Annotated in this window: 20 protein-coding genes and 1 pseudogene; 10 read left to right on the plus strand and 11 right to left on the minus strand. The window is 72.4% G+C overall.

Translation table 11 applies throughout. The features are described 5' to 3' along the window. Positions 1 to 521: 521 nt before the first annotated feature. Both OP04_RS19470 and OP04_RS19475 read right to left on the minus strand, forming a co-directional pair. On the minus strand, positions 522 to 1388 hold the full coding sequence (locus OP04_RS19470; protein WP_051798317.1) for an adenosylcobinamide-GDP ribazoletransferase: 867 nt from the start codon (positions 1386 to 1388) through the stop codon (positions 522 to 524). 414 nt (positions 1389 to 1802) lie between these two features. After that, positions 1803 to 3842, minus strand: a pseudogene (locus tag OP04_RS19475) (bifunctional adenosylcobinamide kinase/adenosylcobinamide-phosphate guanylyltransferase); the annotation flags it as partial. 95 nt (positions 3843 to 3937) lie between these two features. Here OP04_RS19475 and OP04_RS19480 point away from each other — a divergent pair. Together OP04_RS19480 and OP04_RS19485 are read left to right on the plus strand one after the other, a co-directional pair. Next, positions 3938 to 4141: a hypothetical protein gene (locus OP04_RS19480; protein ID WP_033341189.1), complete on the plus strand. Its 204-nt coding sequence runs from the start codon at positions 3938 to 3940 to the stop codon at positions 4139 to 4141. 8 nt (positions 4142 to 4149) lie between these two features. Next, on the plus strand, positions 4150 to 4941 hold the full coding sequence (locus OP04_RS19485) for a site-2 protease family protein (RefSeq protein ID WP_033341190.1): 792 nt from the start codon (positions 4150 to 4152) through the stop codon (positions 4939 to 4941). Between the two features lie 60 nt (positions 4942 to 5001). Here the strand turns inward: OP04_RS19485 and OP04_RS19490 are convergent, their stop codons facing one another. Then, positions 5002 to 5997 (minus strand): aldo/keto reductase family protein, encoded by a 996-nt coding sequence (locus OP04_RS19490; protein ID WP_033341191.1) that lies wholly within the window; start codon positions 5995 to 5997, stop codon positions 5002 to 5004. Positions 5998 to 6107: 110 nt separating this feature from the next. Beyond that, a complete protein-coding gene (locus tag OP04_RS55730; RefSeq protein ID WP_232323647.1) occupies positions 6108 to 11618 on the minus strand; it encodes a WG repeat-containing protein in 5511 nt (1836 codons plus the stop codon). 198 nt (positions 11619 to 11816) lie between these two features. On the opposite strand from OP04_RS55730, the gene OP04_RS19500 reads away from it, so the two are divergent. Genes OP04_RS19500 through OP04_RS19510 form a run of 3 tightly spaced genes read left to right on the plus strand, consistent with a single transcriptional unit; the run spans position 11817 to position 14423 of the window. Beyond that, complete coding sequence (locus tag OP04_RS19500) at positions 11817 to 12665, plus strand: ABC transporter permease (protein WP_332309670.1); 849 nt, start codon at positions 11817 to 11819, stop codon at positions 12663 to 12665. Beyond that, positions 12658 to 13470, plus strand: coding sequence for an ABC transporter permease (locus tag OP04_RS19505; RefSeq protein WP_033341192.1), 813 nt, complete (start codon positions 12658 to 12660; stop codon positions 13468 to 13470). The genes OP04_RS19500 and OP04_RS19505 overlap by 8 nt, the downstream gene beginning before the upstream one ends. After that, complete coding sequence (locus tag OP04_RS19510) at positions 13467 to 14423, plus strand: ABC transporter ATP-binding protein (protein ID WP_033341193.1); 957 nt, start codon at positions 13467 to 13469, stop codon at positions 14421 to 14423. Before OP04_RS19505 ends, OP04_RS19510 begins: the two co-directional genes overlap by 4 nt. A 198-nt stretch (positions 14424 to 14621) precedes the next feature. On the opposite strand, the gene OP04_RS49830 is transcribed toward OP04_RS19510, so the two are convergent. Both OP04_RS49830 and OP04_RS48530 read right to left on the minus strand, forming a co-directional pair. Then, complete coding sequence (locus OP04_RS49830) at positions 14622 to 14930, minus strand: AzlD domain-containing protein (protein WP_051798322.1); 309 nt, start codon at positions 14928 to 14930, stop codon at positions 14622 to 14624. Continuing rightward, a complete protein-coding gene (locus OP04_RS48530) occupies positions 14924 to 15634 on the minus strand; it encodes an AzlC family ABC transporter permease (RefSeq protein WP_051798324.1) in 711 nt (236 codons plus the stop codon). Before OP04_RS48530 ends, OP04_RS49830 begins: the two co-directional genes overlap by 7 nt. 53 nt (positions 15635 to 15687) lie before the next feature. Here OP04_RS48530 and OP04_RS19520 point away from each other — a divergent pair, with 53 nt between their 5' ends. Continuing rightward, positions 15688 to 16248, plus strand: coding sequence for a helix-turn-helix domain-containing protein (locus tag OP04_RS19520; protein ID WP_033341194.1), 561 nt, complete (start codon positions 15688 to 15690; stop codon positions 16246 to 16248). Here OP04_RS19520 and OP04_RS19525 read toward each other — a convergent pair whose 3' ends face one another. From OP04_RS19525 to nadA, 3 genes are all read right to left on the minus strand, one after another. Continuing rightward, entirely contained in the window at positions 16249 to 16857 is a 609-nt protein-coding gene (locus OP04_RS19525; protein WP_033341195.1) for a DUF3043 domain-containing protein, read from the minus strand. It abuts the gene before it with no gap. Positions 16858 to 16979: 122 nt separating this feature from the next. After that, on the minus strand, positions 16980 to 18335 hold the full coding sequence (gene murA, locus OP04_RS19530) for a UDP-N-acetylglucosamine 1-carboxyvinyltransferase (protein WP_033341196.1): 1356 nt from the start codon (positions 18333 to 18335) through the stop codon (positions 16980 to 16982). A gap of 200 nt (positions 18336 to 18535) precedes the next feature. Next, the gene (gene nadA / locus OP04_RS19535; protein WP_033341197.1) at positions 18536 to 19705 is read right to left on the minus strand and encodes a quinolinate synthase NadA; all 1170 of its coding nucleotides are present in this window, start codon (positions 19703 to 19705) and stop codon (positions 18536 to 18538) included. 94 nt (positions 19706 to 19799) lie between these two features. On the opposite strand from nadA, the gene OP04_RS19540 reads away from it, so the two are divergent. The 4 genes from OP04_RS19540 to OP04_RS19555 all read left to right on the plus strand — a co-directional run bounded on the left by OP04_RS19540 (position 19800) and on the right by OP04_RS19555 (position 23219). Continuing rightward, positions 19800 to 20918, plus strand: a complete 1119-nt coding sequence (locus OP04_RS19540; RefSeq protein ID WP_033341198.1) for a glycerate kinase family protein — start codon at positions 19800 to 19802, stop codon at positions 20916 to 20918. Positions 20919 to 21036: 118 nt separating this feature from the next. Continuing rightward, positions 21037 to 21417 carry an iron-sulfur cluster assembly accessory protein gene (locus tag OP04_RS19545; protein WP_033341199.1) on the plus strand — a complete coding sequence of 127 codons (381 nt, stop codon included), beginning with the start codon at positions 21037 to 21039 and terminating at the stop codon, positions 21415 to 21417. Between the two features lie 333 nt (positions 21418 to 21750). Next, entirely contained in the window at positions 21751 to 22728 is a 978-nt protein-coding gene (locus OP04_RS19550; protein WP_033341200.1) for a carbohydrate kinase family protein, read from the plus strand. Next, positions 22725 to 23219 (plus strand): AAA family ATPase, encoded by a 495-nt coding sequence (locus tag OP04_RS19555; protein WP_051798327.1) that lies wholly within the window; start codon positions 22725 to 22727, stop codon positions 23217 to 23219. The genes OP04_RS19550 and OP04_RS19555 overlap by 4 nt, the downstream gene beginning before the upstream one ends. Before the next feature lie 197 nt (positions 23220 to 23416). Here the strand turns inward: OP04_RS19555 and OP04_RS19560 are convergent, their stop codons facing one another. Continuing rightward, positions 23417 to 24748 (minus strand): MFS transporter, encoded by a 1332-nt coding sequence (locus OP04_RS19560; RefSeq protein ID WP_051798330.1) that lies wholly within the window; start codon positions 24746 to 24748, stop codon positions 23417 to 23419. Continuing rightward, positions 24745 to 25323, minus strand: coding sequence for an ArsR/SmtB family transcription factor (locus tag OP04_RS19565; protein WP_033341201.1), 579 nt, complete (start codon positions 25321 to 25323; stop codon positions 24745 to 24747). Before OP04_RS19565 ends, OP04_RS19560 begins: the two co-directional genes overlap by 4 nt. Between the last annotated feature and the right edge of the window lie 116 nt (positions 25324 to 25439).

Below are 25439 nucleotides of genomic sequence, written 5' to 3' on the forward strand. Positions count from 1 at the left end.
GGTGCGCTGTTGAGGTTTGAGCGCACGGGTAGATCGAGGGTTGCTGGCTTGGTCGCACACGGCGGTGCTGTAGCGCTGTGGTCCAGGGATTGTCTGTGGGCCGATTTAGAGCTTTCGGGGTCAGGGGAGAACGCGCCCGCTGATCGCGCGGCCCGCTATTTGCGGAAATTTCGGGCGCGTAGCGCCCGATCCCCGCTCGCTCTTTCGCCCCACAGCCGCCTTCGCACATAGCCGCCTTCGCACATAGCCGCCTTCGCGCGCAGCTCGCCTCAACCCGCGCAGCTCGCCTCCGCGTGCGCAGCACGCTCTTGATCTCGGGTGTGGACCACACACAGAGGTGACCGCCTGGCTGCCCCGTATGCCGTCGACCCGCCCGCAGGGGTGCAGATCATCGGCAGGGCCGCCACAAACGCAACCGGCGGCAAACAGCGCGACGTAAGCCTGAACCCGACCACGACGCAACCACCGGCGGGCCGCGATACGGAACCCTCAAAACCGGACCACCCGCGAACCGCAGCCGATCAGCGAAAAGCGCCCGCCCAAACGTGAGAACCACGAACCCGCCGCACGACAGACCAGAGCTGGCGGCCCTGCCGATGATCTGCTCGGCTTGTCCCGGGTCGATGGCCTCCGAAGCGGCGGCGGCACTGGCGTAGCAGCAGGAGCGTGGCTGCCAGGGCCAGGATCACGGCCAGCGGGCCCTGCCAGGGGCGCGCGGGGACCGCGGGGGCGGACAGCGCGATTGTGGCCGCGGTGGTGACGGCCAGCACCGGGGCGGGGACGGTGGCGGCCACCAGTGCCCCCAGGCCGGTAGGGCCGGCGGCGGGGATCGAGCGGTGGCAGGCCCAGGAGATCGCCAAGCGGCCGGTGGTGAGCGCGGTGATCACGCTGGTCACCAGGGCGAGTGCGTGGGTGCCGGGGAGCGCGGTCAGCGCGGCGGCCTGGGTGAGCAGGGCGAGGGTGAGGGTGGCGACGCCGAACGGGCCGATGTCGGGCTTTTTCATGATGGCCAGGCCGGCCTCGCCGGAGCGGTAGGAGCCGAGCGCGTCGACGGTGTCGGCCAGGCCGTCCAGGTGCAGGGCACGGGTCAGCAGGGTTCCGGTGCCGAGTGTGACGGCGGCGGCGAGTAGTGGTGGTGCGCCGGCGGCGTGCAGCACCATTAGCACCGCGGCCAGGATCGCGCCGAGCGGGATGCCGATCGCCGGGGCGACGGACATGGCGACCGCGGCGGTACGACGATCCACGACACCCACCCGCATCGGCGTGACCGTGAGCGTGGTCAGTGCCAGCCGCACCCCGTCGGCGAACAGCGTCCACCGACCGGCAGGCCCGCCGCCGGAGTCCTCCGGGGCGGGCCTGTGCGGTGGTTCTGTGTCGGCGGCGGTCACGGGTCAGCGTTTGGTGGCCGAGTCCGGGTCGTCGGAGCGGCGCGGGTTCCCGAAGCCGGGGATCCAGGAGTTGCCGTCCTCCTCGTCGTGCGACGCGGCCGTGGCCGGGGTGCCGGTGGTGATCACCGTGGTCGCCTCGGGGTCGTCCTTCGGCGGCACCCGGATCGCGGTGGTCGCCTCCGGGTCGTCCTTCGGCGGCAGGCTGATCGCGGTGGTCGGGGAGTCGTCGCCGTTGAGCGAGATCATCGTGGTCCGCTCCGGGTCCTCGTCCGCCGCCGACGCGAACGTGGCCGTGGTGGCCCCGGAGTCCTTCGCGGTGGCGCCCGCGTCGGTGACCGTGGTTCCGGCCTGCGGAATCACGGTCGTCGTCTCGGGGTCCGCGCTCGCGGCGGGGGTGATCACCGTCGTCGCGCCGCCGTTGGGCTCCCCGGCGATGACCGTCGTCGTGTCTTCTGCGGAATCCGAGGACGGGGTGATGGTGGCGGTCGCGTCGTCGGTCACCGGACCCGCCGCCGTGGTACCCGCTGTCGCCGTACCCGCCGTCGTGGCATCCGCCGTCGTGGCATCCGCCGTCACAGCACCCGTCGCCGTGGCGTCCGTCGCCGTGGCGGCGTCGCCGCCGGTCGTCACGGCGAAAGACTCCGGGACCGCGGTCTCGTCCGCGGGCGGCGGCACCTCGCGGAGCGGCAGCGAAGCGGCCAACGCGATGGCGGACCGGAGCAGCGGGAGCGCGGCCAGCGCCGCGGTGCCCTCGCCCAGGTCGAGGCGCATGTTGAGGACGGGGGTGAGGCCGAGGACGTCCGCGGCGAGTTTGACGGCGGGGTCGCCGTTGTGGTCGGGGAGCAGGCACCAGTGACGGGCCTGGCCGGCCAGGTCGCGGGAGACCAGCGCGGCGGCGACGCCGATCGGGCCGTCGAGGAGCACGGGGGTACGGCGGGCGGTGGCGCCGAGCAGGATGCCGGTCACCACGGCCACGTCGCCGCCGCCGACCTCGGCCAGGATGTCCTTGGCCTCGCGGCCGCCCTTGCGCACCCGCTGCATGGCGTCGCGGACCGCGGCGCAGCGTGCCATCCAGGCGTTGTCGTCGAAGCCGCCGTCGGGCGTGCGGACCGGCGGCAGCACCGCGGCGGGTTCCGCACCGGCGGTGGCGGCCAGGACCGCGGCCGCGGCGGCGGGGGTGCCCGCGCCGGAGGCGGCGATGACGAGCAGGTCGGCGCCGTTCTCGACCGCGTCCTCGGCGAGCCGCCAGCCGAGCCGGAGCGCCTCGTCGACCTCGTCGGCCGTGAGCGCGGGGCCGTTCTCGATCGCGGCGGACGCGGGCGCGTCCACGACCTGGAGCGTGGCGCCGGCGGACGCGGTGAGCTGGGCGAGCGCGCCGATGCCGAGCCGGGCCTGGGCGGCGCGCCGAGCGGGTTCGCCGTCGGGCGTGCCCGCGGACGCGCCGCCGGCGTGGTCGCCCTGGACGAGCAGCACGCGCACGGACTGCCACGGGCGGGGCGTGTCCGTGCCCTGGGTCGCGGCCGCGAACCGGACCACGCCGGCCAGCTCGCCGAGCCCGCTGCCGCCGATGTCCAGCGTGGTGAGCCGGTCGATCGCGGCCGGTCCGGACGTGTCGTCCGGCAGCGGCAGCTCCATGTTGGGCTGGATGACCAGTCCGCTGCGCACGATCGGCAGCGCGTGGGTGGGGCCGCGGAGCGCGTCGCCGGGCGTGGCCGCGGGCGGCGCCAGCACGGGCGCGGCGACCGGCGTGATCACCTCGGGCAGCACGATCGGCGCGGGCACGTCCGGCAGCACGGAAGCGGCCGGCCCGTCCGGCAGCGACGGCGCGACGGCGACCGCGGCGGACGGGTCCGGATCGGAGGCGCCGGGGAGATCGGAGGCGCCGGGGAGACCGGCCGCGCCCTTCAGCCAGGTCGGCTGGCCGGCGACGACCAGCACCACGGCGTCGGCGGAGGCGGCGACCGCCTGGTTGACCGTGCCGAGCGCGTCCGCGAACGCGCGGCCGAGCGGGGTGGTCGGCACCAGCGACAGCCCGACCTCCGGGCTCACCAGGACCAGGCGCGCGGCGCACGCCCGTACCGCCGCGGCCAGTTCTTCGATGGTCTTGACGTCGTCGGCGGGCTGGTGGACCGGGTCGAGCAGCACGCCGGCCCAGCCGCCGAGGTCGTCGACGAGCAGCGTCTCGTCCGGCTTCGCCTCCAGCAGCGTGGCGATGAGCAGGCCGGGGTCCGCGCCCACCTCGTCCGTCACCCAGGTCTCGGGCCGCCGTTCGCGGTGCGCCGAGATGCGCGCCTCCCACTCCGGATCGCCGGGGGAATCCGACGGGGAGACAGGAGCGGACGTCGCGAGGTAGCGGACACTGGTCGCACCGGACACGAGCGACTCGGCGAACTCCGACTTGCCGGATCGGATGCCGCCGAGCACGAGAAGGGTGTTCCACCCGTCAACGGACATAGCCGTACCTTAGAGCGATCCGCTGTGCGCGGTCAGGCGGGCCGGGCGACTAGGCTTGCAGGACGCGCGGAGACGCCGAACGAGGGGAGACGCGCATGCCGTGGAACTGGCGGTACGAGGACTCGGACGGCAAGCCGGTGGAGGGCCCGTCGGAGGCGTTCTCCAGTCAGGCCGACGCCGAGTCGTGGATCGGGCAGATCTGGCGTGAGCTGCACGGCACCGGTGTGAGCACGGTGATCCTGGTCGAGGACGACCGGGTGGAGTACCGGATGAGTCTGCAGCAACCGGTGTCCGAGTGAGCGATCGGATGGGCAACGGCAACCTCGTGATGGGGGTGCCGAAGGAGGCGTTCCGGCCCAGCCCGATCTTCCTCGGGCTGGTCGCGCTGTTCGTGACCGCGGCCGTGATGGCGTGGAACGGTTTCGGCAACGTGGCGTTCGACGTGTTCCTGCTGGTGGTCACCGGCTGGCTGATCTCACTGTGCCTGCACGAGTACGCGCACGCGCTGGTCGCGTTCCGGTCCGGCGACATCGACGCGGCACACCGCGGCTACCTGACGCTGAACCCGTTGAAGTACAGCCACCCGTTGCTGTCCCTGGTGCTCCCGGTGATCATCGTGGTGCTGGGCGGTATCGGCCTGCCCGGCGGCGCGGTGTGGATCAACCACGGCGCGCTGGGCAGCCGCCTCAAGTCGTCGCTGGTGAGCCTGGCCGGCCCGGCGACGAACCTGGTGTTCGCGATCGTGCTGGCGATCCCGTTCCTGCTGGGCGTGACCGGGCGGACGCACACCGAGTTCTGGGCCGGTCTCGCGCTGCTCGGCTTCCTGCAGCTGATGGCCGCGGTGCTGAACCTGGTGCCGGTCCCGGGCCTGGACGGCGGCAACATCCTGCGGCCGTGGCTGCCGCTCTCCTGGAAGCGCACGTGGGACGTGATCGCGCCGTTCGGCTTCATCATGCTGTTCGCGCTGTTGTGGAACCCGACGATCGGCGGCGTGTTCTTCAGCGGCGTCTTCACGCTCGGCGACCTGATCGGCATGCCGTCCTACCTCTACAGCGAGGGTTTCGCGCTGCTCCGCTTCTGGACCTACCAGGCGAGCTAGACAAAGACCTTCAACACAAGGCCGCGCGGGTACGACGTACCCGCGCGGCATTTTTGTCTTTCAAGGCCGATTGGCCGGGGACTGCGTCTTCGCCGGGTCACGCTCGACCAGGTCACCGAGTGCGTCGTCGATCTGCTTGACCAGGTCCTCCTCCAGCCGCACGCCCGCCGCCCTCACGTTGTCGTGGACCTGCTCCGGCCGGGACGCGCCGACGATCGCGCTCGCCACGTTCCGGTTCTGCAGCACCCACGCCAGCGCCAGCTGCGGCATGCTCAGCCCGGCCGCGTCCGCCAGCGGCACCAGGCGCTGCACGGCGGTGAGCACGTCGTCGTTCATGAACCGGGCGATCGTCTTCGCGCCGGACTCGTCCGTGGCCCGGGAGCCGTCCGGCGGGGCCTGACCCGGCAGGTACTTGCCGGACAGCACGCCCTGCGCCATCGGCGAGAACACGATCTGGCTCACGCCCAGCTCCAGCGACGCGGGCACGACCTGGCCCTCGATGATCCGGTGCAGCGCGGAGTACTGCGGCTGGTTCGAGATCAGGCTGATCTTCAGGTCCTTGGCGAGCGAGTGGCCGGCGCGCAGCTGGTCCGCGGTCCACTCGGAGACGCCGATGTAGTGCGCCTTGCCGGAGTGGACCACGTCCGCGAACGCGGACATCGTCTCCTCCAGCGGCGTGTGGAAGTCGAACCGGTGGGCCTGGTAGACGTCCACGTAGTCGGTCTGGAGGCGGCGCAGCGACCCGTCGATCGACTCGCGGATGTGCTTGCGGGACAGGCCGCTCTCGTTGCGGCCCGGCCCGGTGCGCCAGAAGACCTTCGTCAGGATCTCCAGGCTCTCGCGGCGCTCGCCCCTGAGCGCGCGGCCCAGAACCTCCTCGGCACGGCCGCCGGCGTAGGCGTCCGCGGTGTCGAACGTGCTGATACCCGCGTCGAGGGCGGCGCGCACGCACGCGAGCGCGGCCTCCTCCTCGACCTGGGAGCCGTGGGTGATCCAGTTTCCGTATGAGATCTCGCTGACCAGCAGGCCGGAACGGCCAAGGTGACGGAATTCCATGCGCCAGACCCTACCGGTGAGGTGGGTTTCTGAAGTTCTTCTTGAGGTGCGGGGCCTATGGTGTGAGGAGCCGGCCCGGTTTGCCGTCCGCTTTTCCGGGCCGGTCCCTCCTACAGGACAGGTTTCGTGTCGGCCAGCAGACGGTCGATCTCGTCCATCACGTCCGCGCGGGACGCGTGCACCGGGTCGATCAGCGGCTCACCCCGGCGGTCGATCGCGCCCCACCGCCCGGTGCCGGTCCCGGCGCCGATCAGGAACGCGACCGGGTGGATCACCATCGCCGGGTAGGCCGGCGGGACCACCACGGTGCCGGACCGGTCCACCACGCCCTTGCGGCCGTTCAGGTCCACGATCGCCAGGCCCTCGTCGGTGAAGCCGTCCACGTACCGGCCGTCGGTCAGCGCGGTCGCGAAGCCGCTGTACTGCGTCGGGACCACCACGGTGCCGGACGTGTCGACCGCGCCCCAGCCGCTCTTGCGCCGCACCGCGGAGATGCCCCGGCGGAACGGGCGCACGTCCTCGTACGGCTGCGAGATGATGATCTTGTTGGTCTTGTCGACCGCGACCCAGCCGCCGTTGCCGTCCCGGGACACCCACGCCAGCCCGTCCGAGAACGAGCCCACGCCGTAGTAGCCCGCGTCCGCCGGGATCAGCAGCTCACCCGACTCGTCGATCAGCTCCCAGTGCTGCGCCTCCGGCCGGCGCACCCACGCCACGCCGTCCCGGAACGGCTGCACGTCCGCGTAGCTGGCCGCGATCACCGGCTCGTCGGCCTCGTCGGCGTAGCCCCAGCGCTGCACGCGCTCGGAGAACATCGGCTGCGGCGACCGGTGCACCTGCCGGATCTCGTCCTCGACCCGCGGGTACGGGCCCCAGCCGTTCGCCGCCACCTTCGCGAACACCGCGTCCAGCGCCAGCTCGGTGCGCGAGATCAGGTCCGGGTCCTCCACCTTGCGCAGCTCCAGCGCGCGCTCGAAGTGGTGCAGCGCCTCCATGTAGCGGCCCTGGTCGTACGCGGACCGCCCCGCGTGCTCGTGCATCGTGGCCCGCAGCCGGTCCGGCAGCTCCGACGAGTTCGCCTCCGCGAACAGCCGGTCCGCCTCGATGAAGTCGCCCCGCCACTGCAGCACGTGCGCCAGCCGCGCCTGCGCGATCGCGATCCGCCGGAAATGCCCGGTCAGCTCCGCGTGCTCCAGGCCCATCCTGCCGTCGTGCAGCGCCGGGCCCAGATCGCCGAGGATCCTGCTCACGACCGCGCGGAGGCTCAGCAGACGGGCCCGGGTGGCGTTGTCGGTCGCGCCGGCCAGCTTCTCGGTCAGGCGCTCGCGTACCTGCCGCAGCTCGTCCGGATCGTCGACCAGCTCGCGCAGCGTCTCGTGGTGGAACCGCCAGTGGTACGTGGCCAGCACCTGCTCCGGATCCGCCGGCCTCGGCGGCTCCTCCTCCACCGGCGCGTCGTCGTCCTCCGGCTGCGGCTGCTCCGGCTCGTCCGCGGTGTCCACGGGCTCGTCCGGGCTGATGATCGGCGTGATCATCGTGGGCGACCGCAGCGCCGTGGCCGCACCCGACGCCGGTCCGGCCGGGCCGGGCAGCACGGTGTCCGGGCTGGCGGTGACGGCCGGCTCGGTCTCGGCCTTCTCGTCGTTCTCCTGCGCCTCCGGCGCCTTCTCCGCGGCCGCGGCGGGCTTGCCGCCGAACCAGCCGGAATCGGCCGGCTTCGACTCGGACTCGGGCGCGACGCTGTGCGTCTCGGCACCGCTCGCCTTGAGCAGCTCCCCGAGCGAAGGGCGATCCGGGGGTACGGGCGGGGCCGGAATCGCCTCCGGCGCGCTCTCGCCCTGATGTTCGCCCTGCTGCTCGCTCTGCTGCGGCCCGGTCTCCTGGGCCGGCGGGGTGCTGGGCGTGCTCTGCGGGGCCGGCGTGTCCTGCTGCGGGGCCGGCGTGCTCTGGGCGGTCGGCTGCGGTGCGTCGTCCTGGCGTTGGGCGGCCGGCTGCGGTGGGTCCTGGCGTTGGGCGGCGGGCTGCGGTGCGCCCTGCGCGGCCGCACGATCCCGCTGGGTCGGCTGCTGCGGGTAGAGCTCGTCGTCGTAGGCGGCATCCACCGGCGGCGGCTGTACCGACCCGGCCGGCCGCCGGTACTCGGCCTCCGCGTAGCCCGCGCGATCCTCCTCCGGGAAACCGTCCGGCCCCCGGCGCACATCCGGCCGCGACGCGGCCTCGGACGCGTAGGGAACGGCGCTGACCGGCCGGTCCTCGCCCCGGTAGTCGCTCGGCACGGCGCTGACCGGCCGATCGTCGCCCCGGTAGGGGGCCGCGCTGACCGGCCGATCCTGCGGGTAGACCTGGTCCGGGCGGCGGCTGTCCTCCTCCTGACCCGGCATGACCGGGACGTTCGGGAACGCCCCGCTGCTCTCCGGACGCCCCGCGCCGTCCACGGGCCTGCCGGTCCGCGGGTCGATCGGGCCCCGCTGGTCAGCGGGCACACCGCTGACCGGCTGGTTCTGGTCGCGGCCTGCGTCGGGCCGGGTCTGGCCGTACGGGGTGCCGCTGACCGGCCGGTCCTGGTCGCGACCGGCCTCAGGGCGCACCTGACCGTAGGGCGTGCCGCTGACCGGCCGGGCCGCGTCCGGAGCCCACTCGTGTCCGTAGGGCACGCCGCTGACCGGCCGCTGCGACTCGCGCTCCGCGTCCGGCCGCGGCCGATCCTGAGCCGCCCATCCGCCCTGCTGGGCCGCGCCCGGCGCCCACTCCTGCCCGCGCGGAGGCCCGGCCGCCGGCCGCTGCGGCGCTGAACCCGGCCGCGTCTGCTCGTAGGGCGCGCCACTGGTCGGCGCGGACGCACCCGGCGCCCACTCCTGCCCGTAGGCCGCGCCACGCTCCCGCTCGAACGGCGCGCCACTGACCGGCCGCGCGTCCGGCATCCCGCTGACCGGCCGCACCTGCTCGAACGGCGCCCCGCTGACGGGCCGCCCGCTCTGGTCGTAGGGCGCGGAGCTGACCGGGCGGGCCTGCTCGGACGCGTCCGCCGCGAGCGGCCGGTTCCGGTCGTAGGGCGGGCCGCTGATCGGCTGCGTGCGGTCGTAGGGTGCGGCGCTGACCGGCCGCGTCTGGTCGAACCCGCCGACCGGCTGGGTCCGGTCGGACGGCATCCCGCTGACCGGGCGGACGGTCTGGTCGTAGGGCGCGGAGCTGACCGGTCGCGTGCTCTGGTCGTAGGGCGCGGAGCTGACCGGTCGCGTGCTCTGGTCGTAGGGCGCGGAGCTGACCGGGCGGGTGGCGTCGAACGAGTCCCCGCCGAGGCGGCGGGTCTGCTCGGACGCGTCCGCCCGCGCCGGATCGTAGGGCGCGCGGGCCGGCGGGCCCGGGACCTGATAGGCCGCGGCCGGATTGACCGGCCGGCCCTCCGGACCCCACGGGGTGCCGGACGGCGGCTGTGCGGGCCGCTGCGGGCTCGACGGCGGCTGGTTGGATCCCGGTCCGGGATACGGCCGTCCGGACCCGCCAGGGCGCGCTGAGACGTCGGGACGCGCGTTCCCGCCGGAGCGCTCCGGACCGTCCGGGTAGTCCGGTCGGCGCGTGGGGGACGCCGGGGGCGCGGCAGAGGCCGCGGGCGCCATCGGGCGTCCACGGTCGCCGTCCCGTCCCGGGCGCGGGTCCGCGTCCGGCATGTCCTGACGCGAGTAACCGGACCGCTCCGCCTCCGCGAAGCGCTCGGCCGACGCCGCGGGCGCACGCCGCGACGGATCGCCACCGCGCGACGGGTCCCCACCACGCGACGGATCGCCACCGCGCGACGGGCCACGGACGTCGCCGGCCGCCGGGTCCCAACCGGCCGCGGCCGGTTCCTGCTCCCACGGCTGCTCGTCGCGGCGCCGGATCGGCACGACCGGCGCCAGCGGCTCCTCCGGACGCGCGGGCTCGCGCCGTCCGGGCTCGTCCCCGCGGACGGGCTCGCCACGCCGCTCGTCCCGCCGGCCAGGCTCCCCGATGCGCGACGGCTCCCCGCGACGTGCCGGCTCATCGCCACGACGCCCCGGCTCGTCCCCGCGCACAGGCTCGCGCCGTCCGGGCTCATCGCCACGCACGGGCTCGCGCCGCCCCGGCTCGTCCCCGCGCACGGGCTCGCGCCGCTGCGGCTCGTCCCCGCGGACGGGCTCGCCACGGCGTGCGGGCTCGTCGTCCCGGACCGGCTCCCGGCCACGCGAAGGCTCGTCCTGGCGGGCGGGCCCGCGCTGGCCCGGCTTGATCCAGGTCCGTTCGCCCCGCCGCGACGGATCCCCGCCACGGTCCGGGTCGTCGGGACGCGCGGACGGCTCCTGCCGCCTCGGCTCCCCGGCCCGCACCTCGTCCGGCTGGTCGCGCCAGGCCGGATCGCCCTCGCGTCCCGGCCGGTCGCCGCGCCCACGGCCGGGCACGGGCTCGTCGCGACGCACCGGCCGCTCGTCGTCCCGGCGCCCCGGCCGCTCGTCCTCGCGCCGGATCGGCCGCTCGTCGTCCCTGCGCACCGGCTCGTCGCGCCGGGCCGGGCGCTCGTCCTCGCGCCGGATCGGGCGCTCGTCGTCCCGCCGGACCGGACGCACGTCGTCCCGCCGCCCCGACCGGTCGTCGTAGTCCGCGTCTACCGGCTGCGGCTCGCTCCAGTCCTGGACGACCTCGCGACGGCGCCACGGCTGGTCGCCGCGCGGCGCCTCACGCCGTCCCTCGCGCGCCTGCTGCCAGTCGTCCGCCTGATCCCACCCGGGCCGCCGGCCACGGTCGGGTCCGCCCGCCGCGGCGGCCGGACGCACGTCGCCGGGCCCGTCCTCCGGTCGCCGGGCAGGGCGGCGCGGCCGATCGGGATCACCCGTCCGCCAGTCCTGCTCCCCACCCCGGCCGCCGCCGTAGCGACCACCGTCCCGGCCGCCGTCTCGACCAGAGTCACGACCACCACGGTCACGCGGGTCGATCTCCTCGCCCCGCCGTCCACGATCCCGCGGATCCGGCCCGCCCCGGTCCCGGGGATCCCGCCGCCCGCGCGGATCGATCTCACCCGAGCCGAGGCCCGGGTCGAAGCCGGAGTCGTAACCCGAGTCGAAGTCGGGGTCGAAATCCGGATCGGCGCCGCGCCCGTTCCGTACCCGCGAATCTTTCGTATCGTCCCGAAGGTTGGGATCGCGGCGGCCGCGCGCGCCCCTCGGGTCCCGGCCCTCGTAGTCGAAGTCGCTCCGCTGTCCGCCGCCACGGGCGCGGGGTGCGTCGTCCCAGTCGTCCTCGACCGGCGCGCCGCGGCGCGGCTCGTCGGACCGCCCCCGATCCCCATAAATCCGGACATCGTGTCCGCGGGTGGGCGCCGGCGCGAACTGGTCCTCGTCGTAGTCGTACCCATTGGCGCCTGGTTTGCGTGGTCTGGCGCGGCCGGACGCGGGGCGCGAAGGGCGGCCGTTGGCCGGCGGGGGCGCGGGTGCGGGGTTGTCCGGGTCCGGGCGCACGGAGGACCGGTAGACCGCGCTGCTGCGCGCCTGGACGGACGGTCCGGGGTCGCCCGGATATTTCTGCCCGGGAACCTCCATCCACTCGTCCGTCGTCTCGACGGCCCACGCGGGCAGCGCTGAACCGCGTCGATCCCTACGCTCCGGCGTCACGGTTCACCCCACCTCGCTGTGCGCTCCCGACCTGGGCCCGGTGTCGACGGACCGGGACGCGTGCCAGCGGAGACGCTGGCGGGCGTCGCATGGTCACGCCGGCTCACCTCATGGGAAATCTATCGCTGGGCAGCCGTGGTCACCGGGTAAAGTCACCCGGCTCGGCGCAGCGATGTCCGCGGAAAGGAGGGTAACGGCGTGGGCTTGTTCAACGCCACTGCGCGCACCATGCCGCAACAAAAACTCGTCGGACAAATCACGACATTCTGGGTTATCGCGGCATCAGGCTTTCGTCGGTACTCCACATATCGTCAGGCAACGGTCGCCGGGACGTTCACCAACACCGTCTTCGGATTCCTCCGCTGTTACCTCTTCCTGGCGGTCGCCGGCGGCGCGGTGGCGGGCGGTTACACCCCTGGTCAGCTGGTTACGTACGTCTGGGTGGCGCAGGGCCTGCTCGCGGTGGTGCTGCTCTGGGGCACGCCCGAGCTCGCCGACCGCATCCGCACCGGCGAGGTGACGGCCGATCTGCTCCGGCCGGTCCACCCGGTCACCAGCATGCTCGCGGCCGACCTCGGCCGGGCCTGGCACGCGGTCCTGACCAGGTGCGTTCCGCCCGTGCTCGCCGGTCTGATCTTCTTCCACCCCTATCTGCCCGCCCGCTGGCACACGGTGCCGCTCTTCGCACTCTCCGTCCTTTTTGCGATCGTCATCACGTTCTGCTGCCGGTTCCTGGTGAACGCGATCGCTTACTGGCTCCTCGACGTCCGCGGGCCGCTGATGCTCTGGACGCTCGGCGCCGGCGTACTCTCCGGGCTCCTCTTCCCGTTGCGCTTCCTGCCCGACGCCGTGCTGCTGCCGCTGTGGCTGCTCACCCCGATGCCCAGCCTCTTCCAGGCCCCGCTGGACGTGCTGGTCGAGCGCGACGCCACGCCGGTCCAGTTCGGCATCGTCGGACTCCAGGCGTGCTGGCTGGTCGTCATGCTGCTGCTCTGCCGCCTCGTCCAGCGCCGCGCCGAGCGGCACCTGGTGATCCAGGGTGGGTGAGCTGCGCGCCCGGCTCGGCGGGCACCTCCACCTGCTGCGTGCCCAGGCCCGGTCGCAGATGAGCTACCGCGTGTCGTTCGCCATCGACCTGGTCTCCAACGTCGGCGCCACCGCGCTGGACGTGCTCACCGTCTTCGTGCTCTACGGCGTGTCCAGCGTGATCGGCGGATTCCGGCTCGGTGAGTCGCTCGTCATGGTCGGGATCGCGCAGTGCGGGTTCACGCTGGCGGACCTCGCGGTCGGCAACATCGAGCGGATCCGGCTCTACGTGCGTACCGGCCTGATGGACGCGGTCCTGATCCGCCCGCTCGGGCCGCTCGGCCAGCTGCTCGCCATGGACCTACCGCTGCGCAAGCTGTCCCGCGTGCTGCTCGCCATCGTGGTGCTGGTCGTAGCGCTGGCCCACGCCGGCATCGACTGGACGCCGGCCCGGGTCCTGCTCGCGATCGCGGCGCCGATCGGGGGCGCGGTCTTCTTCGGCGCGATCTTCGTGGGCACCGCGTCCGTGGCGTTCTGGTGGATCGAGTCCGGCGAGCTGGGCAACGCGTTCACCTACGGCGGGCGTGACTTCACCAGCTACCCGGTCACGGTCTTCGACGGCTGGTTCCGGAGCCTCTTCGCGTACGGGCTCGGCTTCGCGTTCGTCGCCTACCAGCCGACGCTCGCGCTGCTCGGCCGCCCCGACCCACTCGGCCTGCCCGCCTGGGCCGGCTGGGCCGCCCCGCTGGTCTGCCTCCCGGTCGCGTTCGCCGCGGCCCTGATCTGGCGCACCGGCATCCGCCACTACCGGAGCACCGGATCATGACCGTCATCGAGGCGCGAGCCCTCAGCAAGGCCTTCACCGTGAGCGTCAAGAAGGGCCGCTTCCGCCGCGAACGCCGGCAGACCGCCGCCGTCGACGGCGTCGACCTGCGCATCGACCGGGGCGAGACGGTCGGCTACATCGGCCCGAACGGCGCCGGGAAGTCGACCACGCTGAAGATGATGACCGGTGTGCTGATGCCGTCCGGCGGCGAGGTCACGGTCTGCGGCCTGGTCCCGGTGAAGCAGCGCATCCGGCTCGCGCTGCGCATCGGCGTGGTCTTCGGCCAGCGCTCCCAGCTCTGGTGGGACCTGCCGCTGCGCGAGTCGTTCGCGCTGCTCCGGCACATCTACCGGGTCCCGACCGCCGATCACGCGGCCCGTCTGCTGCGGTGCCGGGCGATGCTGGAGCTGGACGAGTTCCTGGACACGCCGGTGCGCCAGCTCTCCCTGGGCCAGCGCATGCGCGGCGAGCTGACGGCCGCGCTGCTGCACGGCCCCGAGGTGCTCTTCCTGGACGAGCCGACGATCGGCCTGGACGTGGTCAGCAAGCAGGCGGTGCGGGCGTTCCTGACCGAACTCGGCGCCGCCGGGGACACGACCGTGATGCTCACGACGCACGACCTCGCGGACATCGAACGCCTCTGCCGCCGCCTGGTGATCATCGACCACGGCCGGGTGGTGCACGACGGCACGCTGGAGGCGCTGCACGCGCGCTACAACTCCCGCCGCCGCGTCGTCGTCGACCTCGACGAGCCGCCACCCGCCCCGCTCACGCTCACCGGCGCCACGCTGGACGCCACCGAGCTCGACGGCCGCCGCCTGACGTTCGGCCTGACCACCGGCACCGCCGCGGACGTGGTCGTCCAGGTGGCCCGGTCCGCCGCCGTCCGCGACATCTCCGTCCTCGAACCCGACATCGAGGACGTCATCGCCAAGCTCTACAAAAACACCTAGATCTCCAAAAAAACCTAAGAGCGGATTTTCCCGCTTTCGCCGTGGTCCGGCCCGCATGCTCCCGCGGGCCAACCGCGCCGGCGTCCTAACCTCCGCTTCGCTCCGTTCTGCCGCCGCGGCGGAGCCGGTTCCGCGTCACAAGGGCAAAGACCCGGTCGTGCCGCAGGGGAGATGCGGCCCGGTTCCGCGCCGATGTGGTCAGGGGAGGCCCAGGAAGCGGAGGAGGGCGGTGGTGGCGGCGGCGGTGACGACGACCGCGGTGAACGGGGCCTTGCGCCAGGCGAGGAGGACACCGACCAGGACGCCGGCGGGGCGGGCGACGCCGGCGAGGGCGCCGTTCTCGGTGAGGGCGGCGGTGGCGGCGAGCGCGCCGAGGAGGGCGGCGGCGGCCGGCGGGAGGACGTGACGGATGCGGGGCGGGAGCTGCAGGCGGTCCTGGAGGAGGACGCCGGTGACGCGGAAGGCGTAGGTGCCGACCGCGAGCGCGGCGATGACGGCGATCAGCATGCGGGCGCTCCCGTCGTACCCACGTGGGCTTCTTCGTTTTTTTCGGGTTTTCGGGGGATGAGGAGCGTCAGGAGGCCGGCCAGGGAGAGGAGCACCGGGAGGCCGGCGGGGAGGAACGGGGTGGTGAGGACGGCCAGCGCGGCGCCGGAGAGGGCGACCTCGCGGGTGGCGCGGTCCTTCAGTGACGGCAGGAGGAGCGCGATGAGGCCGGCCGGGAAGGCGGCGTCGAGGCCGAGGACGGCGGGGTCGGTGACGGCGGAGCCGAGCGCGATGCCGGCGAGGCCGCCGAGGTTCCAGAAGATGAAGAGAAGGCCGCCGGTGGTCCAGAATGCGAGGCGGCGGTCGCGCGGATCCTGCTGGGCGAGCGTGAACGCCACGGACTCGTCGATGACGATGTGCGAGCCGATCAGGCGCTGCCACCAGCGGGGACCGACGGCGTCGGCGACGGCCAGGCCGAACGGGAGGTGGCGGGCGTTGACGAGGAGGCCGCCGAGGACGGCGGCGAGGGGGTTGCCGGCGGCGATGAGGGCCACGGCCATGAACTGGGCGCCACCGGCGAAGATGAAGACCGACATGGCGACCACGGACCATGGGGGCAGGCCGCTGCCGACCGCGATCGCGCCGAAGGAGATGGCGACGGCGCCGGTGGCCACCGAGATGGCGAGGGCGTCGCGGACGATCGTCGTTCGATGTACTGAACGCATGTCGTGGAATATCGAACGTACCGACCGGTATGTCAAACCGAACGAAGAGGTCGATGAAACGAACGAGTGAGCCGCCGATCGCCGCCATCGCGGCAGCCCTGAAGCGGGAACGGGAGCGGATGGGGCTCTCGCTGGCGGAGGTGGCGCGGCGCGCGGGTGTGGCGAAGTCCACGCTCTCCCAGCTGGAGGCGGGCAGCGGCAACCCCAGCGTGGAGACGCTCTGGTCGCTCGGGAACGCGCTCGACGTACCGCTGAGCCGGCTCATCGAACCCCCGGCCCCGGCCGTGCGGGTGATCCGGGCGGGGGAGGGGCCGCGGGTGACGTCGGAGCTGGCCAGCTACACCGGCGTGCTGCTGAACGCGGGCGACGGGCGCGCGCGACGGGACGTCTACCTGGTGGAGACGGAGCCCGGCTCGGCGCGGCTGGCGGAGCCGCACCTGCCGGGCACGGTGGAGCACGGGATCGTGGCGGCCGGGCGGATGCGGCTCGGGCCGGCGGAGAGCCCGGTGGAGCTGGGCCCGGGAGACTACGTGTCGTTCCCGGGCGATGCTCCGCACGTCTACGAGGGGCTGGAGCCGGGCAGCTGGATGATCCTGATCATGGAGCACCCATGATCAGAACTTCTCGCCGACCCCGACCGCCGGCACCGGCACCCGCATGCGGCGGAAGCTGAGCGACCGGGAGATGCCGTAGAAGTAGAGCGAGCCCATCCGCTCCGACGTCTTCGGGAAGCGGTCGTTGACCGCCTTCTTGATCCGGCGGCTGATCAGGAAGCTGTCCACGATCACGGCGAGCGTCAGCGCCAGCCAGAGGATGTTGACGACCGTCTGGACCCGCGGGTCCGGGATGGTGGCGCCGAGCAGCACGATGAACGCGCCACCCAGGAAGAACGACCCGGCGGTACGCCGCGAGTCCACCACGTTGCGCACGAGCAGCCGCTCGGGACCCCGGTCACGCGGCCCGCCCTCCTGGCGGAAGCGCTCGGACTCACGCTGCCGCGCGAGCTTGCGCTGCTCCTTCGCCTCCTCCTTGGTCAGCGGCGTCCGGCTGACCGAGGCGCCACCGGGGCGGCGCTGCGTGCTCGGCCGCTTCGGCGTGGTGACGCCCAGCTCGCGCTTGCTCGGGGTGTAACCCCGGGTGGCGGCGGAGCCGGCCTCGGTGGACTCGACCTCGGAGACCTGGTCCTCGACGAGGGCGGTGGACTTACGACGAAACAGCGGCACGTCGCCAAGGGTAGCGGCGAGATGAAGCGCAGCGAAACCGGCCGTCGACCGCAAGGTAGTCACCCGAACGAACGAGAGGCCGGGACCCCGTTCGGGGTGCCGGCCTCTCGTCAGGACGATCGTCAGACGCGCTCGACGTTCGCGCCCAGGTCGGCGAGCTTCGTCTCGAAGTTCTCGTACCCGCGCTTGATCAGGTCGACGCCGTAGACACGCGAGGTGCCCTCGGCCGCCAGCGCCGCGATCAGGTGGCTGAAGCCGGCCCGCAGGTCCGGGATGACCAGGTCGGCCGCGTGCAGCTTGGACGGTCCGGCGATGACCGCGGAGTGGTGGAAGTTACGCCGGCCGAAGCGGCACGGCGTACCACCGAGGCAGTCCCGGTACGTCTGGATCGTCGCGCCCATGGTGTTGAGCGACTCCGTGTAGCCGAGCCGCTGCTCGTACACGGTCTCGTGGACGATCGAGATGCCCCGGGCCTGGGTGAGCGCGACCACGAGCGGCTGCTGCCAGTCGGTGGCGAAGCCGGGGTGCACGTCGGTCTCCAGCGCGACCGCGGTCAGCTCGGTGCCCGGGTGCCAGAAGCGGATGCCGCCCTCGCGGCCCGGCCGGGTCTCGTTCGGCGCGAGCGCGTCGGTGACCTCGAACTGGCCGCCGATGGACCGGAACACGTTGAGGAACGTGCCCATGTCCGCCTGCTGCGCGCCGAGCACGGTGATGTCGCCACGCGTGGCCAGCGCGGCCGCGGCCCAGGACGCGGCCTCGATCCGGTCCGGGATCGGCCGGTGCGAGTAGCCGCCGAGCCGCTTCACGCCCTGGATCTCGATGACCCGGTCGGTGTGCACCGTGATGATCGCGCCCATCTTCTGCAGGATGCAGATGAGGTCCATGATCTCCGGCTCGACCGCGGCGTTGCGCAGCTCGGTGACGCCCTCGGCGAGCACCGCGGTCAGCAGCACCTGCTCGGTGGCGCCGACGCTCGGGTACGGCAGCTCGAACTTGGTGCCGTGCAGCCCGTTCGGCGCGGTGAGGTGCATGCCCTCGGGCGCCTTGTCGACGATCGCGCCGAACTGGCGCAGCGCCTGGATGTGGAAGTCGATCGGACGCGGGCCGATGTGGCAGCCGCCGAGGTCCGGGATGAAGGCGTGGCCCAGCCGGTGGAGCAGCGGGCCGCAGAAGAGGATCGGGATCCGGCTGGACCCGGCGTGCACGTTGATCTCGTCAGTGGAGGCGGACTCGACATTGGACGGGTCGAAGATCAGCTCGCCCTCGGTCTCACCCTTGCTGACCCGGACCCCGTGCAGCTCGAGCAGGCCGGTGACGACCTCGACGTCGCGGATGTTGGGGACGTCGTAGAGCTTGCTCGGGCTGTCGCCGAGCACGGATGCCACCATCGCCTTGGAGACGAGGTTCTTGGCGCCGCGGACTCGGACCCGGCCGTTCAGTGGAGTGCCACCGTGCACAGCCAGCACGTCGTCGGTCAACGCAACCTCCAGCGCTTGCGTAAGGGGGATGGGCGCCGGCACTCGTCTCAACTTCGGCGAGCGGGGGGTGGCGCTTGTCGCGGGGGGAAGCATAGCGCTCGGTTACCAAGACAAGAACCCACGCACCGCTCGTCCTGGCGCGAAACCGGGACGAACGGCCGTGGTTCTGTCGTGGATCTTACGGATGTGCCCGTTCGGTGTTACGGCAGCGCAAGCATCTGATCGAGCGCGGATCGTGCAAATGCCGAAGTGTCCGGATCGACCGTAATCTGGTTCGGTGTCCGTCCGGCGACAAGCTCCTCCAGCGCCCAGACCAGATGCGGCAGATCAATGCGGTTCATAGTCGAGCAGTAACAGACAGTGCGTTCCAGGAACGTGATCTGCTTGTCCGGGTGCGCGTCCGCCAACCGGCGCACGAGGTTGAGCTCGGTGCCGATCGCCCAGGCGGACCCGGCCGGAGCGGCCTCGACGGTCTTGATGATGTACTCCGTCGAGCCCACGTAGTCGGCTGCCGTCACCACCTCGTGCCGGCATTCCGGGTGCACGAGCACGTTTACCCCGGGGATGCGCTCGCGAACCTCCTCCACGCAAGACAGTGTGAAACGCCCGTGCACGGAGCAGTGGCCGCGCCAGAGGATCATCTTCGCGTCCCGCAGCTGCTCCGGGGTGAGCCCGCCGTGCGGCTTGTGCGGGTCGTACAGCACGCAGTCGTCCAGCGTGAGGCCCATCTCCAGCACCGCGGTGTTGCGGCCCAGGTGCTGGTCGGGCAGGAAGAAGACCTTGGAGCCCTGCTCGAACGCCCAGTCCAGCGCGCGCTTGGCGTTGGACGAGGTGCACACCACACCCTTGTTACGGCCGACGAAGCCCTTGATGTCCGCGGACGAGTTCATGTACGTGACCGGCACCACGTCGCCGGCTATGCCCAGGTCCTCGAACAGGTCCCACGCGGTCTCGACCTGCGACAGCACGGCCATGTCGGCCATCGAACAGCCGGCCGCCAGGTCCGGGAGGATGACCTTCTGGTCGGCGGTGGTCAGGATGTCCGCGCTCTCGGCCATGAAGTGCACGCCGCAGAACACGATGAACTCCGCGTCCGGCCGGGCCGCGGCCTCGCGGGCGAGCTTGAACGAGTCGCCGGTCACGTCGGCGAACTGGATCACCTCGTCGCGCTGGTAGTGGTGCCCGAGGACGAAGACGCGGTCGCCGAGCGCGAGCTTGGCGGCCATGGCGCGGGCGACCAGGTCCGGGTCGCTCGGTGACGGAAGATCTCCGGGGCAGTCGACGCCGGCCTCGGAGGCCGGGTCGGTGCCCCTGCCCAGCAGAAGCAGGGCGGTTGCGGTATTGGACGGCTCTACCCAGGTCGATGTCACAGCAAGATTGTCTCACAGTGAGACCGGCCCGCCGATGTGATCCAGGCTTCCCTCAGAATGGTCCGGACGGCCGCCTACCAGGAGGTACAGGGACGTGCGAATCCTGATTTGTCCGGATAAATTCGCGGGGAGTATCGATGCGGTGTCGGCCGCCCGCGCCATCGCCGACGGCTGGCGGCGGCACACGGAGACCGACGACCTGATCGAGCGCCCGCTCGCGGACGGCGGCCCCGGCTTCATCGGCGTGCTCGCGCCGGCCGTGCACGGGCGCCGCGTGATCGTCGACACGGTCGACCCGCTCGGCCGCCCGGCACAGGGCGAAATTCTGATCAAAGACGGCATCGGGTACGTGGAGAGCGCCCACGCCTGCGGCCTGCACCTGCTTTCCGAGCCGGAACGGGACCCGAAGCGCACCACGTCCTACGGTCTCGGCCTGCTGCTGCTCGCCGCGATCGAGCACGGCGCGGTCCGCGTGGTCATCGGCCTCGGCGGCTCCGCCGTCAACGACGCCGGCGCCGGCATGCTCGCGGCGCTGGACGCGGCCCCGATCGACGCGGCCGGCTACGCGCTGCCCTACGGCGGCGCCGCGCTCACCGCCGTCGAGGGCCTGACCGGCACGCCCCGGATCCGCGGCGCCGAGCTGCTCGCGGCCACCGACGTCGACAACCCGCTCACCGGCCTGCACGGCGCGTCCGCGGTCTACGGCCCGCAGAAGGGCGCCACCCGCGAGGACGTGTTCCTGCTGGACAGCGCGCTGGAACGATTCGCCGGCATCCTGCAGACGCTGCCCACCGCGCCACCCGGCGTGCGCGACCTGCCGGGCGCGGGCGCGGCCGGCGGGCTCGGCGCCGCGATCCTGGCGCTCGGCGGCCGCTGCGAGTCCGGCATCGACCTGGTGACCAGGCTCACGGACCTGCCCGCGGCGCTGGACGAGGCGGACCTGGTGATCACCGGCGAGGGCTCGTTCGACCACCAGTCGCTGCGCGGCAAGGTCGTGGCCGGGGTGGCCGGTGGCGCCCGCGACCGCGGCCTGCCCTGCGTGGTGCTGGCCGGTCGGGTCACCACCGGGCGGCGTGAGGCGGCCGCGGCCGGCGTCACCGAGACGTACTCGCTCGTCGACTTCTACGACGGCGACGTGGACGCGGCCATGGCCACGCCGGCGGACGGTCTGGCCGCGCTCGCGGAGCGCCTGGCCGGGCAGTACAGCCGGTGAGAGCAAGCGCGCACGGGCACAAGCTGGGAAGAGTTTTAGACTGGGTGGGAATGCAGGGTCAGCGGACATGCGTTGGCCACAGACGGAATAAATCCGCACAGCGCAGGGAGACTTCCAAGTGACCACTTCAGCGCAGACCGGCACCGAGGCAGTGGCCGAGGAGACCAAGGCCGCGACCACCGTCCTCCTCACGGACGTGGCAGCGGAGAAGGTCAAGAACCTGCTCGAGCAGGAGGGCCGCGACGATCTTCGTCTGCGCGTCGCGGTGCAGCCCGGCGGCTGCTCCGGCCTCCGCTACCAGCTCTTCTTCGACGAGCGCTCGCTCGACGGCGACATCGTCGACGACTTCGGCGGCGTCGAGGTCGTCGTGGACCGGATGAGCGCGCCTTACCTGACCGGCGCGACCATCGACTTCGCGGACCGCATCGACGCGCAGGGCTTCACCATCGACAACCCGAACGCCGGCGGCTCTTGCGCCTGCGGCGACTCGTTCCACTGAGTTGCTGGTCGTCGCTTCGCTCCTCCGGGCTCGCCGCCGCTCCCGGCGCTGACACGTTCACCGGCAGACGAAGAGCATGTCTGCCGGTGGCCGCGCCAGCTCTGGTCGCCTGCGTCTCACGACGTGGTCCAGGCCGTGGCGGGTCGGGGGGAACTACACAAAGATCAAAAGCCGCAGGGGGTACGACGTGCACGTCGTACCCCCTGCGGCCTTGGTTTGTGCCCTTGGGGCTGCGGCGTTACGGTCGGGTGGCGTGCGTCTGACTCACAGGCGGCCTCCGGGCTGCCTGCCGTAGGCTGTCTCAGCTATAGCCGCCGACACTCGAGGGCCGACATGAAGATCGCCGTTACCGGCTCGATCGCCACCGACCATCTGATGCACTTCCCGGGACGGTTCGCCGACCAGCTCCTGGCTGACCAGCTGCACAAGGTGTCGCTGTCCTTCCTCGTCGACGACCTCGTGGTGCGCCGCGGCGGCGTGGCCGCCAACATCGCGTTCGGCATGGGCCAGCTCGGGCTCAGCCCGATCCTGGTCGGCGCCGTCGGTGCGGACTTCGCCGACTACCGCTCCTGGCTGGAGCGGCACGGCGTCGACTGCGGCTCGGTCTACATCAGCGAGGTCGCGCACACCGCGCGCTTCGTCTGCACCACCGACACCGAGATGAACCAGATCGCGTCGTTCTACGCCGGCGCGATGGCCGAGGCCCGCAACATCGAGCTCGCGCCCGTCGCGGACCGCAACAACGGCCTCGACCTGGTGCTCATCGGCGCCAACGACCCGGCCGCCATGGTCCGCCACTCCGAGGAGTGCCGTGAGCGGGGCATCCGGTTCGCCGCCGACCCGTCGCAGCAGCTCGCCCGCGTCGAGGGCGACGACGTGCTGAAACTGATCGACGGCGCCGAGTTCCTCTTCACCAACGAGTACGAGAAGTCGCTGCTCGAGAGCAAGACCGGCCTCACCGAGGCGCAGGTCCTGGACCGGATCAAGGTCCAGATCACCACGCTCGGCAAGGACGGCGCGCGCATCTCCGGCCGCGACATCGAGACCATCCACGTCCCGGTCGCCCGCGAGGTCTCCGCCTACGACCCGACCGGCGGCGGCGACGCGTTCCGGTCCGGCTTCTTCGCGGGCCTCACCTGGGGCCTCAGCCTGGAGCGCTCCGCGCAGATCGGCTCGCTGCTCGCCACCTACGTGCTGGAGACCATCGGCACCCAGGAGTACGAGATCAGCGCCGACCAGTTCGTCAAGGCCCTCGGCGAGGCCTACGGCGACGCCGCGGCCGAGGACGTGCGCCCGCACCTGATCCCGTGAGCGGCCGCCCGGTGCTGATCGTCTTCGCCGGGCTGCCGGGGGTCGGCAAGAGCACGCTCGCCCGCCGGGTGGGCGCCGCACTGCCGGCCCCGGTCCTTCCGGTGGATCCGATCGAGCGTGTCTATGGTGCGGCCGGGCCGGAGGCGTACCAGGCGGTGGCCGCGCTGGCCGAGATCCAGCTGGAGCTCGGGTTGCCGGTGATCGTGGACGCGGTCAATCCGGTGGCCGAGGCACGGGAGATGTGGCTCGAACTCGCGGAGCGGGCCAAGGTGCCGCTGCGGGTGGTCGAGGTCTGGTGCGCGGACGAGGACGAGCACCGTCGCCGGATCGAGGCTCGGCAGGCCGCGGACCCGGCGTACGCGGATGTGGACTGGGTCCGGGTGCTGGAGAGACGCGCGGAATACCAGCCGTACGTCGGGCGCCGCGTGGTGATCGACACGACGGTGCCGGGGGATCCGCTGGGCTCGTTGCTGGACTATCTGCGCGGGTGATCGTGGGCGCCGCGCGGAGCCTGTGAACGGGGCTCCGCGCGGCGCGCGAACGCGGTGCGATTGGGTCCGCGCGGTGCCCGTCCGGCATACGGAACAGCCAGGCGGTCACTCATCCGCGAAAAGCGAAGATCAAATGCCCACGTATACGTCAGCGAGACCGGGGTATCGTCCGAACACTCTGTGCCCGAAATTTCGGCTTATTGCGTGATCGCGACCTCCGGCGGGCCGGAGGTGAGGGCTGGTCCGGCGGCGGCGCCTGGAGCGACGGCGGGGCTGTCCGGTTCGCCGGCATGGTCGGGCGTGCTTGCGAGGGTGGTGGGTGGGGGAGTGAGGCGCGCGGCGAGGTAGCCGAGGGCGGCCAGGGCCAGGGGAATCGTGCCGGCGAGGATGGCGGTGCGGACGGTGGTGGCCTGGGCGATGGCGGCGAGTGTGATGCTGCCGACCGCGCCCGCGGGCTGGCCGGCCATGGAGCTGAGGGACGCGACGGTGGTGCGGTTCGTGGCGTCGGCCTGGCGGTGGAGGAGGCCGGAGTAGACCGGGTTCACGGCGCCGTGGAGTGTGTAGCAGAGCAGGTAGGCGGTGATCGCGCCGGCGGGGCCGGTGAACAGGCCGATCGCGAGGACGGCGAGTGCCTGGCCGAGTTGCAGCGTCAGGCCGGACCAGGCGGGGCCGAGTCGCCGGACCAGGAGTGGGACCAGGGCTGCGCCGGCGGCGGAGGCGAGCCAGGCGGCGGAGCCGACGGGGCCGAGGATCGAGGCGGCGGTGGCGGGGTCGCCGACCACTTCGGAGAGGCGCACGGGGAAGAAGACCTCGAACGTCATCATGCCGAACGCCCAGCACAGTTCCACACCGACCAGCGCGGCCAGCACGCGGGAGCGGCGCAGGAGGCCGAGCGCGTCGGTTACCACGGCGGGCACGCCGCGCAGGGTGGCGGCGAAGCGGGTGCGGGAGTGGCGCGGCGGCTCGCGGAGGAGCGTGAGGATCGCGGTCACGGTTATCGTCTGCAGTACGACGGCGACCAGGATCGGGGTGGTGAGCGCGCTCACGGCGGGGATCGGGTCCAGCGCGACCAGGGCACCGGAGAGCAGCGCGCCGCCGCCGATCGCGATGCCGGACACGACGCCGGCACGGCTGAGGCCGCTCTCGAAGGACGCGGACGGGTTCTCGGCTAGGGTGGCGTCGACGTACCAGGAGTCGAGCGGGCCGCTGTCCAGGGCGCGGAACACACCCTGCATCGCGAAGATCACCACGAACATCCAGAACTGGTCCGCGACCACCAGGAACGCCAGTGACGCGAGGTTGACCAGTGCGGCGAGCAGTAGCACGGGGCGGCGGCCGATGGTGTCGGCCAGGCCGCCGGTGGGCAGCTCCAGGCCGAGCACGACGAAGCCCTGCGCGGCGGTGATCAGGCCGATCTGGGCGAGCGTCATGCCACGCTCCTGCGCCAGCAGCACCAGCACCGGGATCATCAGTCCGACCGGCATCCAGCGCAGGCCGTGGAGTATCAGATAGCGGGTCCGGACGGTCATCGCGGCGTCCTCCTCGGGACCGGATGGTTCTCGTACATGACCAGGACACGCTCGGAGCCGTCCGTGACCGGCATGGTGCGGTAGCGCTCCATCACGGCGTCGACCTCGGCGGTCAGGGCGCGGACCTGGTCGGGGGTGAGCGTGAGCAGGTAGTCGTTGGTGGTGGCGGCGGCCTGCCACTCGGCCGGCCACTCCCGGGACTCGGCGCGCCACTGGGCGGCCCAGCGGCCGTGCTCGGAGCGGTAGAACTCCTCCAGCCAGTCGAGTGCGGCCTGGGAGTCGGGGTCGTCCGCGAAGTCGCCGGCGATGATGCTGTGCCAGTTCTGCGCGGCGCGCCACCAGCGTTGTTTGCCGGAGCCGGGCCGGTCCTCCTCCACGACCAGGCCCACCTCGGCGAGTTGCCGCAGGTGGTAGCTGGTGGCGCCGGTGTTCGTGCCGAGCCGCTCGGCGAGCTTGGTGGCGGTGGCGGCGCCGTCGGTCCGCAGCGCGGCAAGCAGGCGGGACCGCAGCGGGTGGGCCATCGTCTTCAGCTGCGCCGGGTTGATCCGGACACCGATCCAGTCGCGTTCTTCCACAGATGCACAATAACTGTGCACAGAAATTATGCACAAGAGTTGTGCACGGAAACGCCGGACTCGTCGTCGCGCGGAGCAGATACTAAAGCCGCAATTACGACGAAAGGCTCTCAATC

Origin of the sequence: Catenuloplanes japonicus (assembly GCF_000717135.1) — a bacterium.
In the GTDB taxonomy this organism is placed as follows: Bacteria; Actinomycetota; Actinomycetes; order Mycobacteriales; family Micromonosporaceae; genus Catenuloplanes; species Catenuloplanes japonicus.